12 protein-coding genes and 1 pseudogene are annotated in these 15,469 nt (G+C 58.8%); 6 read left to right on the top strand and 7 right to left on the bottom strand.

Translation table 11 applies throughout. The features are described from left to right. The first annotated feature begins 7 nt into the window (after nt 1-7). Genes CCX87_RS04460 through CCX87_RS04480 form a run of 5 tightly spaced genes read left to right on the top strand, consistent with a single transcriptional unit; the run spans nt 8 to nt 7,993 of the window. Nucleotides 8-1,549 carry a type I restriction-modification system subunit M gene (locus CCX87_RS04460; RefSeq protein WP_087744100.1) on the top strand — a complete coding sequence of 514 codons (1,542 nt, stop codon included), beginning with the start codon at nt 8-10 and terminating at the stop codon, nt 1,547-1,549. Then, a complete protein-coding gene (locus CCX87_RS04465) occupies nt 1,542-2,639 on the top strand; it encodes a virulence RhuM family protein (RefSeq protein WP_087744102.1) in 1,098 nt (365 codons plus the stop codon). The genes CCX87_RS04460 and CCX87_RS04465 overlap by 8 nt, the downstream gene beginning before the upstream one ends. Next, nucleotides 2,629-3,930, top strand: coding sequence for a restriction endonuclease subunit S (locus tag CCX87_RS04470; RefSeq protein WP_087744104.1), 1,302 nt, complete (start codon nt 2,629-2,631; stop codon nt 3,928-3,930). The genes CCX87_RS04465 and CCX87_RS04470 overlap by 11 nt, the downstream gene beginning before the upstream one ends. Then, nucleotides 3,927-7,241 (top strand): type I restriction endonuclease subunit R, encoded by a 3,315-nt coding sequence (locus CCX87_RS04475; protein WP_087744106.1) that lies wholly within the window; start codon nt 3,927-3,929, stop codon nt 7,239-7,241. The genes CCX87_RS04470 and CCX87_RS04475 overlap by 4 nt, the downstream gene beginning before the upstream one ends. Nucleotides 7,242-7,243: 2 nt before the next feature. Beyond that, nucleotides 7,244-7,993 carry a M48 family metallopeptidase gene (locus CCX87_RS04480; RefSeq protein ID WP_087744109.1) on the top strand — a complete coding sequence of 250 codons (750 nt, stop codon included), beginning with the start codon at nt 7,244-7,246 and terminating at the stop codon, nt 7,991-7,993. A 25-nt stretch (nt 7,994-8,018) separates the two neighbouring features. On the opposite strand, the gene CCX87_RS04485 is transcribed toward CCX87_RS04480, so the two are convergent. From CCX87_RS04485 to CCX87_RS04515, 7 genes and pseudogenes are all read right to left on the bottom strand, one after another. Next, entirely contained in the window at nt 8,019-8,378 is a 360-nt protein-coding gene (locus tag CCX87_RS04485; RefSeq protein ID WP_257789736.1) for a plasmid partitioning protein RepB C-terminal domain-containing protein, read from the bottom strand. 49 nt (nt 8,379-8,427) lie between these two features. After that, nucleotides 8,428-9,192: an IS21-like element helper ATPase IstB gene (istB, locus tag CCX87_RS04490; protein WP_056269326.1), complete on the bottom strand. Its 765-nt coding sequence runs from the start codon at nt 9,190-9,192 to the stop codon at nt 8,428-8,430. A gap of 79 nt (nt 9,193-9,271) precedes the next feature. Continuing rightward, nucleotides 9,272-10,855 (bottom strand): annotated as a pseudogene (istA, locus tag CCX87_RS04495) (IS21 family transposase); the annotation flags it as partial. A gap of 105 nt (nt 10,856-10,960) precedes the next feature. Beyond that, nucleotides 10,961-11,599, bottom strand: coding sequence for a ParB/RepB/Spo0J family partition protein (locus CCX87_RS04500; RefSeq protein WP_087744113.1), 639 nt, complete (start codon nt 11,597-11,599; stop codon nt 10,961-10,963). Further along, nucleotides 11,596-12,483, bottom strand: a complete 888-nt coding sequence (locus CCX87_RS04505) for a plasmid partitioning protein RepB C-terminal domain-containing protein (protein WP_087744114.1) — start codon at nt 12,481-12,483, stop codon at nt 11,596-11,598. Before CCX87_RS04505 ends, CCX87_RS04500 begins: the two co-directional genes overlap by 4 nt. Then, a complete protein-coding gene (locus CCX87_RS04510; RefSeq protein ID WP_255378705.1) occupies nt 12,480-13,991 on the bottom strand; it encodes a recombinase family protein in 1,512 nt (503 codons plus the stop codon). Before CCX87_RS04510 ends, CCX87_RS04505 begins: the two co-directional genes overlap by 4 nt. A gap of 218 nt (nt 13,992-14,209) precedes the next feature. Then, the gene (locus tag CCX87_RS04515; protein WP_087744116.1) at nt 14,210-14,518 is read right to left on the bottom strand and encodes a helix-turn-helix domain-containing protein; all 309 of its coding nucleotides are present in this window, start codon (nt 14,516-14,518) and stop codon (nt 14,210-14,212) included. Between the two features lie 127 nt (nt 14,519-14,645). On the opposite strand from CCX87_RS04515, the gene CCX87_RS04520 reads away from it, so the two are divergent. Further along, the gene (locus tag CCX87_RS04520) at nt 14,646-15,257 is read left to right on the top strand and encodes a hypothetical protein (protein WP_087744119.1); all 612 of its coding nucleotides are present in this window, start codon (nt 14,646-14,648) and stop codon (nt 15,255-15,257) included. The last annotated feature ends 212 nt before the right edge of the window (nt 15,258-15,469 follow it).

Raw genomic sequence — 15,469 nt, forward strand, 5'->3', positions numbered from 1 at the left:
CAAGACCATGAACGACATCGCCATCCAGACCGTATCCACTTCAAGCTCAACGGTCAGCCAGGATGACATCAATGCCGCCGTCTGGGCCGCATGTGACACCTTTCGCGGCACCGTAGACCCGAGCATCTACAAGGACTTTGTCCTGACCATGCTGTTCCTGAAATACGTGTCGGACGTCTGGCAAGACCACTACGACGCCTACAAAAAGCAGTACGGCGACCACCCCGAACTGATCGAGGAAATGCTCAAGAACGAGCGCTTTGTGTTGCCCGCCAGCGCCAGCTTCTACGCACTGCACACTTTGCGGCACAGCCCCGGCAATGGCGAGCGCATCGACAAGGCCCTGCACGCCATCGAGGAAGCCAACATTACGAAACTGCGCGATGTGTTCCAGGACATCAGCTTCAACTCCAACAAGCTGGGCGACGAACAGCAGAAGAACGACATCCTGCGCCACCTGCTGGAAGACTTCTCCAAGCCTGCACTTGACCTGCGCCCCAGCCGCGTTGGTCAACTCGATGTGATCGGCAATGCCTACGAATTCCTCATCAAGAACTTCGCCTCCACCAGCGGCAAGAAGGCGGGCGAGTTCTACACCCCACCCGAGGTGTCCTCGCTCATGGCGCGCCTGATGGCACCGCAAGAGGGCGACGAAATTTGCGACCCCACTTGTGGCTCCGGCTCGCTGCTGATGAAGTGTGGTCGCCTGATCCGCGAGAACACAGGCTCGCGCAAGTACGCGCTCTATGGGCAAGAAGCCATTGGCAGCACCTGGGCCCTGGCCAAGATGAACATGTTTCTGCATGGTGAGGACAACCACCGCATTGAGTGGGGTGACACCATTCGCAACCCCAAGTTGCTCGACAGCGCAGCCAGCCTCAAGCACTTCGACATCGTGGTGGCCAACCCGCCTTTCAGTCTGGAAAAGTGGGGCTTCGAAGGGGCCGACGCCGACAAGTTCAGCCGTTTTCGTCGGGGCGTACCGCCGCGCACCAAGGGAGACTACGCATTCATTCTGCACATGATCGAAACCATGAAGCCCGGCACCGGCCGCATGGCCGTCGTCGTTCCGCACGGCGTGCTTTTCCGTGGCGCGGCCGAGGGGCGCATCCGCCAGAAGCTGATCGAAGAAAACCTTCTCGACGTGGTGATTGGCCTGCCTGAAAAGCTCTTCTACGGCACGGGTATCCCAGCCGCTGTGCTGGTGTTTCGCAAGAACAAGGCGGATGACAAGGTGTTGTTCATCGACGCCAGCCGCGACTATGAGGCAGGTAAGAACCAAAATGTCCTACGGGAAGTCGACCTGCAGCGCATCCTGAGCACAGCCCAGGCAAGGCAGGGCGTTGATAAATACGCCTACCTTGCCACCCCAGCTGAGATCGCCGAGAACGACTTCAACCTCAACATCCCACGCTATGTGGACACCTTCGAGGAAGAGGCTGAAATCGACCTGATGGCAGTGCGCAAGGAGCGCGAACAGCTCAAGGCTCAGTTGGTGAGCTTGGAAGCTCAGATGGCCGTGTACCTCAAGGAGCTGGGCTATGAGTGAATCCACGCCAGTGCCAGGAGCTGAATTCCTGCTGTACGAAACCGAAGACGGGCGCACCCGCGTGGAATGCCGGTTTGTGGATGATTCGCTGTGGCTGTCGCAAGCGCTTATGGCGGATCTGTTTCAGGTGTCTGTACCCACCGTCAACGAGCATCTGAAAACGCTGTTTGCCGATGGCGAAATACAACCCGAGGCAACTATTAGGAAATTCCGAATAGTTCGCCAGGAGGGCGCTAGGCAGGTCAACCGCCAGATCGACTACTACAGCCTGGAAGCCATTTTGGCCGTTGGCTACCGCGTGCGCTCAGCCCGTGGCACCCAGTTCCGTCGTTGGGCCACCGAGCGTCTGGGCGAGTACCTGCTCAAGGGCTTCACGCTGGACGACGAGCGCCTGAAGAACCCGCCTGTGGGTGATTCCGTGGTGCCCGACCGCTTTGGCGAACTGCTGGAGCGCATCCGCGACATCCGCGCCAGCGAGCGCCGCATGTACCTGCGTGTGCGCGAAATCTTTGCCCTGGCCGCCGACTATGCCCCCACGCTGCCGGAAACCACCGCCTTCTTCCGCACCATCCAGAACAAGCTGCACTACGCCGTGTGCGGCCAGACAGCGGCTGAAATCATCCGCACCCGCGCCAACCATACCCAGCCCAACATGGGCCTCACCACCACCCGCAAGGGTCAGGTGCAAAAGGCCGATGTCAGCGTGGCCAAGAACTACCTGGCCGAGAGTGAAATCAGCGAACTCAACCGCATCGTCACCATGTGGCTGGACTTTGCCGAAGACCAGGCCACGCGCCGCAAAGAGGTTTTCCTGAAAGACTGGGCCGAGAAGCTCGACGCCTTCCTCAGCTTCAACGACCGGCAAGTGCTGGTGGGCGCTGGCAAGGTGTCGCACAAGCAGGCAGTGGCCCATGCGCAGGGCGAGTACGAGCAGTTTGCTGCTCAACGACGCGCGGCGCTAGAGGCCGACGGTGAGGCGTATGCCGTGCGCATGCTGGGCATGGGTTCAACGGATGAAAAGACCCTTACCGAACTGGGACAGGTAGCAAAACGGCTGACGAAGAAGAAGGGAGGGCGCGATGCTGCCTAAAGGTTGGGGTCGTCGCCCCCTTCATGAGGTTGCCGAAGTACGAACTGGATTGGCGAAGGGCAAGACAGGTTTGCTTGATCCGGTGGAATTGCCATATCTACGGGTAGCCAATGTGCAAGATGGTTTTATTGATCTCGCTGAGGTCAAGAGCATTGCTGTAGAACGGCTACAGGTTGAACGCTACTCGCTAAAGCGGGGCGACATATTGATGACCGAGGGTGGCGATTTCGACAAGTTAGGGCGTGGGGCAGTGTGGGACGGTGAGATTGACCCTTGCCTTCATCAGAACCACGTTTTTTCTGTCCGAGCCAGGAATGAGTTGGTCAATCCGCAGTTTTTGTCGGCTTTGTCGGGGAGCGAGTACGGGCGGGTGTACTTTCTTAGTTGTGCAAAACGAAGTACCAACTTGGCAAGCATCAACTCTTCACAGTTGAAGTCATTTCCTGTTTTGTTACCGCCACTTGCCGAACAGAATCGGATCGCACGCATTCTCTCCATCTGGGATCAAGCCATAGCCACCTCGGAGCGGTTGCTGGCCAACAGCCGAACGCAGAGACAAGCGCTGATCGGCATCACCTTGCATCTCCCTTCCGCCAACCCCGATGCTCTGGCGCCTGCAGACAACGGCGGCTTCCCAGCCTCAGTGCAGCCGGGCATACCAAACTTGCCAGCAACACCTTCAGGCTGGCGGCGCATTCACCTGCGCGACCACCTGGGGGAAGTGCGCCGCCCCGTAGTCCTGGTGGACGAGGAGTCGTACTCGCTGGTGACTGTCAAACGCTCCCGTGGTGGTGTTGAATTGCGTGCAAACTTGCGAGGCAACGAGGTAAAAACGCCGACACAGTTTTATGTTCAGGCGGGTGATTTCCTGATTTCAAAACGCCAGATCGTGCATGGAGCGTGCGGCGTTGTACCGCCAGAACTAGACGGTGCGGTGGTTTCCAATGAATACGCGGTTCTCAACTCGGACGGTGAGATCGACCTGCAGTTTTTGCGATATCTGTCGGAGTCACGGTACTTTCAACAGACGTGCTTTCACTCCAGCATTGGCGTACATGTTGAAAAGATGATTTTCAAGACCGACCACTGGCTCAACTGGCCATTCAATATTCCCCCACTGGCACAGCAGAAGCACATTGTCGAAATCTTGGACACGGCGAGCCGGGAGGTTGTCGCTATCGCCGAGCAGTTGAAGGCACTCAAGCGCGAGAAATCCGCGTTGATGGCCCAACTGCTGACCGGCAAGCGCCGTGTCAAGCTGTCCGAAGCCGAAATGAAAGCGCGGGCATGACCACCACGCCCAATTCCCGCGAGCAATACAGCGCCCACCTGCCCGCGCTGCACCTGCTGTGCAACCTGGGCTGGAATTTCCTGACCACGGCCCAGGCCTTGGCCTTGCGCGGCAGCACACGCGAGGTGCTGCTCAAGCCCCGGCTGATCGAGGTGTTGCAGACCCGAAGGTATGAATACAAGGGCGAGTGGTACCCGCTATCACCCAGCGGCATCGACCAGATCGTGCGGGAGTTGTCGGCGCTCAGTCTGGCTGAAGGGTTGATGCCCGCCAACGAGCGGTTGTACGGCAAACTGGCGCTGGGCATCACGGTGACCGAGTTCATGCCCGATGGCAAGAAGCACCAACCCACGATCCACGTGATCGACTGGGCGGAAGCCACCGCCAACCGCTGGGACGTGACCGAAGAGCTGGAGGTGCTGGCCGCACAGGGAACGCACCACCGCACGCCCGATGTGGTGTGCTACGTCAACGGCATCCCGCTGGTGGTGATTGAGGCCAAACGGCCCGAGTCGGGCGGCGGCAGCCACCCGGCCAAAGCCATGGTGAACGAGGGCATCAGCCAGCATTTGCGCAACCAGCGGCCCGACGAAATTCCGAACCTGTTTGGCTATGCCCAGTTGCTGCTGTCCATCAGCCAGACCGAGGGGCGCTACGGCACCACGCACACGGCCGCGAAGTTCTGGGCCAAGTGGCGTGAAGAGGAATTCGACGACACGCACATGCAAACCGTTAAGAACGTAGCCCTGAATCCTGCAACGCACGCCGCATTGTTTGATGGCAAGCCCGCCGACCTGACCGCCTACTTCGATGCGCTGTGGAGTGCGCCCATGCAGGCCACCGACCAGGATCGCTTGCTGGTGAGCCTGCTCACGCCCGCGCGGCTGCTGGAGTTCCTGCGCGGCTACGTGCTGTTCGACCGCAAGGTGGGCAAGATTGTGGCGCGCTACCAGCAGTTCTTTGGCATCCGTGCCCTGCTGGCGCGCATCAGCCTGCTGCGACCAGACGGTGGTCGCGAGGGCGGCGTGGTGTGGCACACCACCGGGTCTGGCAAGAGCTTCACCATGGTGTTCCTGACCAAGGCGCTGCTACTGGTGGACGCCTTGAAAGAATGCCGCGTGGTGGTGGTGACCGACCGCATTGATCTGGAAAGCCAGCTCTCGCGCAACTTTATGACGGGCGGTGCGTTTGGCTCCAGCATTGCCACGCAGAAGGAGGGCGAGAAGAGCCGCAGCCTGTCTGGCCGGGATCTGGCCAAGCGCATCGGAAGCGGCACGGAGCGCATCTCATTCACGCTGGTGCACAAGTTCAACACGGCGTCCAAGTTGCCGGAGTGTCGCAACGACTCGCCGAACCTGATCGTGCTGGTGGACGAAGGCCACCGCAGCCATGGCGGCGAGACGCACGAGCGCATGAAGAACGCGCTGCCCAAAGCAGCCTACATCGCCTTCACCGGCACGCCCCTGCTGAAGAACGAGAAAACCGCCAACAAGTTCGGACCCATCGTGCATGCCTACACCATGCAGCGCGCCGTGGAAGACGAGACTGTGGCCCCGCTGCTGTATGAAGAGCGCGTGCCCGAACTCGACATCAACGAAGATGCCGTCAACCGCTGGTTCGACAAGATCACCGTTAATCTCAGTGATGCGCAACGCACCGACCTGAAAAGGAAATTCGCCAAGAAGGGCGCTATCTACGGCGCGGCCAACCGCATCGAGTTGATCGCTTGGGACATCGCCACCCACTTCAACGAGAACATAAAGCAACTCGACCTGGGCCTGAAAGGTCAAGTGGCCACGGATAGCAAGCTCGACGCCATCCGCTACAAGAAAGCCTTGGACGACACCGGCCTGGTCACCAGCGCAGTGGTGATCTCGGCCCCCGACACGCGCGAAGGCAATTCCGATGTGGATGAGGACACCCTGCCTGAGGTGCAGAAGTGGTGGAAGCAAAACATGGCCACGGGATCGTCGAGTTGGGGCCATGACCCGGAGACTTATGAAAAGCAGATCGTCAGGGACTTTGGCACGGACGGCGCCCCCGACTTGCTGATCGTGGTGGACAAGCTACTGACCGGGTTCGACGAGCCTCGTAACACCGTGCTCTACATCGACAAACCCATGAAGGGCCACAACCTGATTCAGGCGGTGGCGCGCGTTAACCGCCTGCACGACGCGAAGCGGTATGGCGTGCTGGTGGACTACCGAGGTATCTTGAAGGAGTTGGACACCGCCATCCGCGCCTACCAAGACCTGGAGACACGCACCCAAGGAGGCTTTGACGTGAGCGACCTCGAAGGCCTCTACCAGCAGTTCAGCACCGAGTACAAGCAGCTACCTGCCTTGCACGACAAGCTGTGGTCGTTTTTCAAGTCCGTGGCGAACAAGCTCGACCGCGAACAGTACCGCCAGTTGTTGACCCCCAAGTTCGTCAAGGGTGAAGATGGTGAGGACTACGACGAGCGGCAGAAGCTGCGCGATGACTTTTATGAGGCCTTGACCGCATTTGGCCTCTGCCTGCAAACCGCGCTGTCTTCCCGCAGTTTCTTTGAGGACAAGAGCTTTTCTGAAGGCTTGATTACCCGTTACAAAGCCGATCTGCGATTCTTCACCGAGCTGCGGCAGACGGCCCGCCGCGATGCCATGGAAACGGTGGATTACAGCGCCTATGAGGAGCAAATCCGTAAGCTGGTGGACAAGCAAGTGATTGGCACCGAAGTGCGTGAGCCCGAGGGTGTGTATCTGGTGCACCAGTTGGGCAAAGCCGAAGACCCGAAGGATTGGTCAGACGAGAAAACGCGCAACGAAACGGACATGATCCGCACGCGCCTGCGCAAGACCATCGAACAGGAACTGGCCGAAGACCCCTATGCTCAAAAGGTGTTCGGCGAGCTGCTGAAGCAGGCCATTGCCGAGGCTGAAGCCATGTTTGACCACCCGCTGAAGCAATACGCACTGTTTCAGTCTTTCGAGCAAAAGCTGGTGTCCCGCGCAACACCGGGCGTACCCGACGTGTTGGCGGAAAAGCCGCACGCCAAGGCCTACTTTGGTGCGATCCGCTTGGTGCTGGGCGATGAAGCCTTTGCTGGCTTGAGTGCCATGGCCGTGGATGACATGGTGCAGCAAGCCATGGCGATGGACACCATGGTGCGCGACGCGGTGGCTGAAAACTCGCTCAACCCGCAGAACATCGAAGCGGCTATCCGAAAGGGCCTGCTGCCCCTGCTGTTCGGCACTCTGGGTCTCGACAGCGCCAAACAGGTGGTAGATCAGGTCATTCAGATAACGCGCGTTGGTCTTAGCAAGTCTTGAGCATGCCGTTACTGGAGCGCACCTCTCAACATCGGTTGACCTACGGCGATGAAGTCATTGTTTTCAGCGTGCGTCGCCAGCCATCGCGCACTGTGCAACGCATCGCGATCCACGTTGAGCCTGATGGCCGTGTTTTGGTGGATGCGCCGGACACCGCCCCCTTGGCTGACGTGTTGGCGGCCGTCAAGAAACGGTCACGGTGGATCAGCCAGCACGTAGGCTCCGCCAAAGCGCGAATGGCCCACGTACTCCCGCGCGAATACGTGAGCGGTGAGTCACTGCATTACCTGGGTCGGCGCTATCGCCTGCGTGTCATCGTCAACGCCGAGGCCAAGGTGGAGGCCCGCATGCGCGGCGCATTCATCACCGTGACTGTGCCGGAGCACGCCCCGAACACGATCAGAACTGCCCTGGATGACTGGTACCGCCAGCGTGCGCGTGATCTGTTCGCTGCTCGTCTTGCAGCCGTGGCCGCGCCGCTGCGCTGGGTCAAGCATCTACCGCCAACACGCCTCCAGTTCATGACGGTTCAATGGGGAAGCTGTTCACCCTCTGGCCGTATTACGCTGAACCCTCTGCTGGTCAAAGCGCCGCGCGAGTGCATTGACTACGTTCTGCTGCACGAGCTGTGTCATTTACTTCACCACAATCACAGCCCAAAGTTCTACAGGGCCTTGGACAGGCACATGCCGAACTGGCGTGGTGTGAAGGAAAAGTTGGACAACATGGTGGAAGCGGTGTTTCGCGCCTGAAGTGTTGGTTCAGTGGTGGCGCACTTTAAGCGCGTTTTCCGCGACTTTGTTGAGACGTGGCGCCGCCCAATGTGCTATCAATCTGCGTCGTTCCTGCGATGCTCTGAAACTCCCTGAAGTACTCTGGCTGATTTTCTGCTAACCAACGAACAATCGGTGCGCAGTCCATCCACTTCTCTAAAAATCGCTTCATCACTGTGAGGTGTAGCACGTCAGGGCCATATGTTTCTTCGACCGCTTTGTTCTGTACTTGCAGCGCAGCCATTTCGCGTTCCATTTTTGCCATGGACTCCACTGAAATGGTGTCATTGGCAGCGGCTTGCGCGACCAACATGTTTGATTGCGTGTTGTAGAGGAGTGCGTTCGCCCCCGATGGCCAGGTCAAATTCCCCCACCCTTGGCCACCCCAAATTCCCCCAGGCAGGACGGTCGGATTATGACGACTCGGGTGTGATGGCGATGCGTGCAGCGGCCTCCTTGAGGCGGTAGCTCTTGCCCTCGAACTCCAGCATCGCGCAGCGGTGCATGAGGCGATCCAGGATGGTGCTGGCCATGGTGGCGTCGCCGAGGTATTTGCCCCAGTCCTGCACCACGCGGTTGGACGTGATGAGAACAGCGCGGCGCAGCTTGTAGCGCTGGTGCACGATGGCCTGTAGGACTTCAGCGGCATGCTCGCTGATGCGTCTGGCCAGGAACAGGTCATCGAGGACGAGCAGGTCCGGCGCGACCCAGTCCTTGAGCAGCTCGGTGCGCTCTGCCGTAGTGGCCAGCGCGTAACGGGCGAACTCGGTGTCGGCTTCCAGGTAACGCACGTCATAGCCCTGCAGCGTGGCCTGGTAGGCCACGGCCTTGGCCACATGGCTCTTGCCGGTGCCCGGCTTGCCGATGATCAGCGCGTTGGCCCCCTCGCCGATGAACTTCAGGGTGTGCAACTCGAAGCAGGCGCTGCGCGGCAGCTTCGGGTTGAAACGCCAGTCGAAGTCAGCCAGCGAGGGGCGCTCATCCAGACCCGAGCGCTTGAAGCGGCGCTCGGTCAGGCGAGAGCGCCGGCGGTCCAGCTCGTCTTGCAGCATGGCGGCGAAGGTCTCCAGGAAAGGCTGCTGGGCGGCCTGGGCCTGCATCACGCGGGTGGACAGGGTCTCGGCGATGCCGGACAGGCGCAGCTCGCGCAGCGCGCGTTCGATCTCGATCATGTTCATGGCTGAACTCCCGGTGGCGTTTGGTGGTGTTGTTGTTGGTGGTGGTGGTGGTGGTGGTGGTGGTGTTTGCCGTGGCGGCGGCGAGCGCGAAGAGATCGCTGTACTCCTCAGCGTCTCGGATGAGCTCATGCTGCTGCGTCAGCGCGTGGGCACCGGCGGCGGGTGCTTCGCCGCAGGTAGCCTCGATGGCCGCCATCGCCTGGGCAAAGAGGGCTTCGGTCAGCGCCAGCACGCGCTTGTAGCTGTAGACCCCTTGCTCCAGGGCCTGGGCGCAGGCGGCATTGATGCAGTGCGCCGGGTAACGGCGCATGAGTCCCACAATGCCCCAGAGCTTGCGCTGCCCGACACGACCCTCGATGGCAAAGAGCAGCTCACACAGCCGGCTGGCGTGCTCACCAATCTCGCCGGCCTGACGCAGGATCAGGCGGGTCTCGCGAGACGGATTGAACACCCGCTCCTCCATGGGCAGAATCACCGTGCCGGGACGCTCGGCCTTGGCGTGGGTGCGCAGCAAGGCACGGGTGTGCATGTCACGAATCTCGATGCGCTGGGCGTAGATGCGCACCAACACCTTGGAGCCGATGTTCGCCGGGCGAGCGGCGTAGCTGCTGTGATCCACCCGCACACAGCTGTCGTCGCAGACGGTGCGCACCGCCTCGTCGAAATACTGCATTCCCAGCACTGGCAGGGGTTTGAGGTGGCTGCGCTCTTCCTCGAACATGGCCTGCACCTGGCGTCGCTCGGTGCCGTGGATGCGCTTGGATGCCCAGCTCTTCTCCCAGTGCGCCAGGAACTCGTTCTGGGCCTCGATGGACTCAAAGCGCCGGCCCTTCAAGGCCGTGGCCTGGGTATGGCCGATGGCATGCTCCACCGTGCCCTTGCGGTTGGGGTCTCGCACCCGCGCCGGGTCGGCCACCACGCCGTAGTGCGCCAGGGCGGCGGCGTACACCGGGTTGAGATCGGGCTCGTACAGGTCGGGCTTGAGGACGCCTTCCTTCAGATTGTCCAGCACCACGTACTGGGGGCAGCCCCCGAAGTACCGCAGGGCCCGCTCGTGCAGCTCGGCCCAGATCTGCTGGCTGGACTTCCAGACCACGCACCGGAAACTGGCACGGGAATACCGCAAGGTGGCCACGAACAGGCGGGGCTTGCGGTACCGGTCGCTGCCGGGCACGCGGGTGGGCGCGCCCTCGCCGTAGTCCACCTGCATCTCCTCGCCGGGCAGGAAGGACAGGCGATCGAACTGCTCGGGCTCCTTGTGCCGCAACTTTGCACAGAAGCGTTTGACCGAGTTGTACTGGCCATCAAAGCCGTGCTGGTCGACCAGGTCCTGGTAGATGGCCGTGGCGTTTCGCTTCAGCCGCAGCTGGGCTTCGATGAACTCGCGCCAGGGTTCGCACAGGGAGGTGGCCACCGGCCCAGGAGCCGGTGGCCAGGGTGGGGGAATTTGACCTGCCGAGCCGGTGGCCACCCCGGGGGAATTTGACTGCAGTTGCTCCAGCCAGCGCTGGTGGTAGCTCCTGACCGTCTTGCGGTCGATGCCCGTGATGCGGGCGATCTCGCGTTGCGATGTGTTGCGCTCCAGCAGTGTCTCTATGGTGGCGCGTTGGTTGGACTTCAAGACATTCACTCCTTGGCCTTCCCTCGGGGAAGACTGGATCAATGTCCTGCCAACAGGTGCCGACGACGCCGGCGTTAAACCCCTATCCCCGATCAGTTCAGGTGGGGGAGTTTGAGGTGGCCATAGACGGGGGAATTTGGGTGGCCATCAGGGGTTCGCGAAAGCAGTGGTGAAGTTGTTCTGGCCAGACATCAACTCGGCCGCTTCAATTTGCCTGATGGGCTTCATGCGACGCAGTATCGTGAATGTCTTGGCTGGACAGGGTTTGTCTTGCAACTGTTCAATGACCTCCGGGCAAATGCCATCCAGCAGTCGGAAGTGATTCTTGATCGTTGACGGTGAGAGATGCAGTGTCTTTCCTAGTCGCTCAGCAGAGACGCCGTGTTCCATGGCTTTGACGATCATCTTGTGTGCCTGGACAACCGTCATTCGATTGATACGCTTGTTATAGGTGTATGTGTCGCCATCGGTTGCAATCAGGCAAGCCACCTCAGTGGCTCCCAAAGCCTTCAGTGCTTCAATGCGCAGATGCCCATCCATCACGAAGTAATGACTTTTGTGACTCGGGTCGGGAAAAACTACTGGGGGTTCGACCAAGCCGACGTCTTTCACTGATGACAGGATCTGCTGGAAGGTGATGCTGTCCTTGACGCGGGGCCGTAGTGTTTTAAGGTAGATGAGATTCGGCAGGGGAATCACCACGCAATCTTTCAAGAAGGCGGCTTTGGTTTTATCCGATGGAGCGGTAGATTGCCCATCGTCGGCATCGTTGTCCCTCTTGCTCATGGTCTGTCTCCAGCCGCCATACGATCTTTGATGAGCTTCGGAATTGAGTCCATTTTCTCGGCGCGAAGAATGGAAACAAAGCCGTTATCTGCAAATAGCTCCTTCAACGCTTGGGTCGCAAAAATCAACTTGTCGTGCGTGAAATCGGCCTTTTTTGCAGCGAGCCGCTGGTTTTCCGCCTCGCGCTCGAAGATACGCCTCAGTTCAAGTGGGGTTAGTTTCTTGCGTTTGGCAGTTCTCCCAAGCGGGGCATTGCCAACCAACTTGCTGCGATTTGCTCTCTGTTCTAGAAGTCGGCGTAGTGTGGATAGCTTCTTGCCGCGAAACCCCTGTTCGTAGGCGTCGGAAAGCAGGTCTTGAATTTCGCTCGCACTGCTCCTGGCAATGGTCGTTGCCATGCTCAGAGGAATTGCCCCATTCTCTACTGCAACAAGCAGCTTCTCTTCTCCGCGGTGCAGTAGGCCGCTGATCATGTTCACCCAGGATGGGGTAACGCCAATTTTCTGCGCTATCTGGGTGTCGTTGAAGCCGCGTTCTTTGAGGCTGCCCACTTCGCGCATCAGGTCGATAGGACGATGCTGCCGTCGGGCAATGTTTTCAACCAGACTCATCACCAAGCAGTCGTCCTCTGGAGCGTCTGTCACAAATGCAGGAATTTCCCCCTGGTTCAGCATCTGAAAAGCCTCTAGGCGGCCTTGGCCGCATATCAGGTCGTATCGACACGAACCATCTTTCAGCGCTCGACGGCTTACCTTTATTGGCCGCTTGAGGCCGACACAGCGAATGTTCTCCACGATAGCCTCGTGCTGCCGTTTGTTGCGTGTACGAGGGTTGAGGACGTCAACCAAATTGATGGGAATCATCTCCACGCTTTGATGAGTCATGCTGCGTCCTTCAGGCTGTATCTGGCAGCCATCTCGTTCAGGATGTCTAGAGTGTCGAACCTGTAGCTGTCAATCAGCCCATAGTTCTCTTCGCTGAGCCTCTCAGGCCATGCGCCAGTGTCGATGCGTGGAATAAGGTAGTAGTCCCTGACATTTGTGTTCGAGCTGTCCATCCGTACCGCAATGGTGACGTCGGGCTCCAGACTGGTATCGAAGCGGACCCGCCAACGCAGTGTTCCAACTGGCGTTGTTTGGCATCTTGCAATGACCAAGGAGACGGTCCATTCCCCATTTATGGTGAGTAAATCAGTGCCTGCATCGCGATGAACATCAGCGTTGACTTCATGCAGTCGCTGGATGATCTGGCCCACCAAATCGGGGCGTTGCTTTCTAAGTGCTCGATTGATTTCCAGATAGCGGTAGTCCCGATCAGGGTGAAATCCGACCAATGCGTAAGCGGTGATCAGTCCGCCAAATCGCTCCTGATAGGCAGAACTAGAGGGCATGTCCTCCTGCTCGTCGATGATCAGGCCTGACAACGTACCAGCCCGTGTCAGTAGCTCGCGAAGGAGCGCCAGCATCTGCGAATCATCGAGTCGATGCGAGCGCGCCACAATGATCTCGCGCGCTCTCTCGAATAGAGATGCCGAGATGATCCCCTCGAAGGCGCCGTCGCAACGAATCCATAGTTCGGGCGCATTCCGAACTCGCACTTGTTTCAGCTTGAATGACCGACGGTTGTAGACGTTGTTGCCGATGTATTTTTCGTTAGTCAGGATTTGGTGGACGGTGCCACGTGTCCATGCCTTTCCCAGGTCCGTGAGCAGACCTTCGGCATTGAGTGCACTGGCGATCTCCCGCTCCGGTTTACCAATCTCAATGAAGTCGTGATAGATGCGATGCACCACGGAAACTTCTTCGGGCGGGCCACGCACCAGGATCACGCGATCCGTCTGAATACTCTTGTGCTCCCCTGATTGGAGCTGCCCCTTCGACTCGCGTTGCTCGTTGATCAATTCACGGCGTAAACCATAGCCAGGGATTCCCCCTTGATAAAAACCTCGTCCGGCGAGATTGCACTGGCCAATGAAGACTTTCGTGGATAGCACTCGGCTGAACTCACCATCCATGGACCGCTTGAAGTTTTTGAAAACGGCGGCCATTGGTGTCCCATCGTTATCGAAGGGTTCCGCGCAATAGGAGACGGGGGCACCAGCTTGGGTGCAGAGATATTCGTAATGCGCGCTTTCGTCGGTGTCTTGAAATCGACCCCAACGGCTCACGTCATACACAAGGATTCCGCGATACACGGCGTGACGACCCTGTACGTCAATGAGCAATTTCCGAAACTGTTCACGCCCTCCAACGTTCAAACCGCTCTTACCTTCGTCGGCATAGATTTTTACGACAACCATGCCGTGGGCTTCGGCATACTGATTGATCGCGAGGGTCTGATTCTCCGTGGAGTACCGTTGATGGTCGGTTGACATGCGCACATACGCAGCCATCGGTATCAGGCCGTGAGTCTCGGTTGTCTCCGCTGTGGCATTTAGATGGGTCAAACTGACCTCCCAACTGGCGAGGGATGTCAGTGGTTATTCAGTATGGCAATATATTCAAGGAAAAGGGTATAAAAAACCGCATGCAACACAAACATTTTCTTGTGTAACGTTTTCTGAATCTTTGCTTGTGGCGAGTGTCCATGGAGTTGATCAATGTACTCCTGCTACTCTGCCAGCAGTTTCCGAACCGCCTTGCGCACACTTGGTTCGACCTTGCCGTAGCGAAATAGCAGCTCCGCGATCTCGTCTTCCTCATCGGCATAAAAGTATGCCATCGGAACGCCCAGCACTTGGGCCAGCTTGCGCACCGTGAGCAAATCTGGCCGGTGCACGCCCAGCTCATAGCGGTTGATCCGCGCGCTCGCCACGAATTCATCAATCCCCGCCTCGATCCCCAGCATCTTCTGGGACAGGCCCGCCGCCAGCCTCGCTTGCTTCAGCCTCGCGCCCCACTGTTGATCCGCATCGCTCATCTCGCGCCTTAAAAGGCTACGAGACTCGTAGTTCTGCGCTATTCTCGATACTACGAGTTACGTAGCTACGTGGCGGCATGGGGCTGCGCCGTGGTGCTCGGGCATCAAATAAATACAGAGGGAAAAGATGGCAACCAAGAAGGACGAACACGATGGCGTTTTCCTGTTCCTCATCGTTCCAGCGGTCCTGGCGACGCTGGTGTTTTCGCTGTACTACTTCTCGCGTCTAAAGAAGCAGTACCTGACGGGTCCGCATGCCCGTCGCATTTTTGACATCGGAGCGCAAGGCACGTCCCTTCTCGTCAGCGGTGTGTTGGGCTATTTGTATTACATGATTGCCGTGGTGCTGTGGCACTACGTCCCATTGACGCTGGTGCTCACGCTGCCGCTGGGGCTTGTGCTTTTGATCTGGATGGGCAAGGCGCAGGCTTACGCTTTCTTGGGTGTGATCGTGGATTACGACAAGGGGGTCGTATTTTTCCGTCCTAACGAGGAAAGCCTGGACATCGGAGACATGCTTCTGGTGGTGCCGCTGCTGCGCCAGTTCACATCGCTGGACAGCGTGCCGCTGAGCGCCATTGATCGAATCACGCGCCAAGCTGGCAAACGAGTGTTCATCCATGGCGAGTTCGGTTCACGCCATATCTCCTTCACCAACAAGCTCAAGCGCGACGAGTGCATCCACCTGCTAACGGCACGCAGCAAAGGCCGCCTCAAGGTGATGGCCGAATTGGAGTAGCTGTACGCGCATCACCGAGTTCCCGCATCTTCCCGGCACTGGCGCGACCCACCTCCTGCACTGATCGACCGCATGCGCCTTGGTACTCAGGGCCCCGCAATTCGCTGTTTTTCGCTCATCGCAATGCTACGTATTGCGTAGTTTTTGCGGCGCAATTCATGCCATTGCCACCAGTGTGTCCAAGTATTCTTTGAGCTACGAAATACGTAGTT

The organism is Acidovorax sp. T1 (genome assembly GCF_002176815.1).
In the GTDB taxonomy this organism is placed as follows: Bacteria; Pseudomonadota; Gammaproteobacteria; order Burkholderiales; family Burkholderiaceae_C; genus Acidovorax.

What these genes read in the sequence shown, in the direction of transcription:
- CCX87_RS04460 (WP_087744100.1), top strand. Translation starts at nt 8, where the DNA reads ATGAACGACATCGCCATCCAGACCGTATCCACTTCAAGCTCAACGGTC.
- CCX87_RS04465 (WP_087744102.1), top strand. Translation starts at nt 1,542, where the DNA reads ATGAGTGAATCCACGCCAGTGCCAGGAGCTGAATTCCTGCTGTACGAA.
- CCX87_RS04470 (WP_087744104.1), top strand. Translation starts at nt 2,629, where the DNA reads ATGCTGCCTAAAGGTTGGGGTCGTCGCCCCCTTCATGAGGTTGCCGAA.
- CCX87_RS04475 (WP_087744106.1), top strand. Translation starts at nt 3,927, where the DNA reads ATGACCACCACGCCCAATTCCCGCGAGCAATACAGCGCCCACCTGCCC.
- CCX87_RS04480 (WP_087744109.1), top strand. Translation starts at nt 7,244, where the DNA reads ATGCCGTTACTGGAGCGCACCTCTCAACATCGGTTGACCTACGGCGAT.
- istB (WP_056269326.1), bottom strand. Translation starts at nt 9,192, where the DNA reads ATGAACATGATCGAGATCGAACGCGCGCTGCGCGAGCTGCGCCTGTCC.
- CCX87_RS04500 (WP_087744113.1), bottom strand. Translation starts at nt 11,599, where the DNA reads ATGAGCAAGAGGGACAACGATGCCGACGATGGGCAATCTACCGCTCCA.
- CCX87_RS04505 (WP_087744114.1), bottom strand. Translation starts at nt 12,483, where the DNA reads ATGACTCATCAAAGCGTGGAGATGATTCCCATCAATTTGGTTGACGTC.
- CCX87_RS04510 (WP_255378705.1), bottom strand. Translation starts at nt 13,991, where the DNA reads ATGGCTGCGTATGTGCGCATGTCAACCGACCATCAACGGTACTCCACG.
- CCX87_RS04515 (WP_087744116.1), bottom strand. Translation starts at nt 14,518, where the DNA reads ATGAGCGATGCGGATCAACAGTGGGGCGCGAGGCTGAAGCAAGCGAGG.
- CCX87_RS04520 (WP_087744119.1), top strand. Translation starts at nt 14,646, where the DNA reads ATGGCAACCAAGAAGGACGAACACGATGGCGTTTTCCTGTTCCTCATC.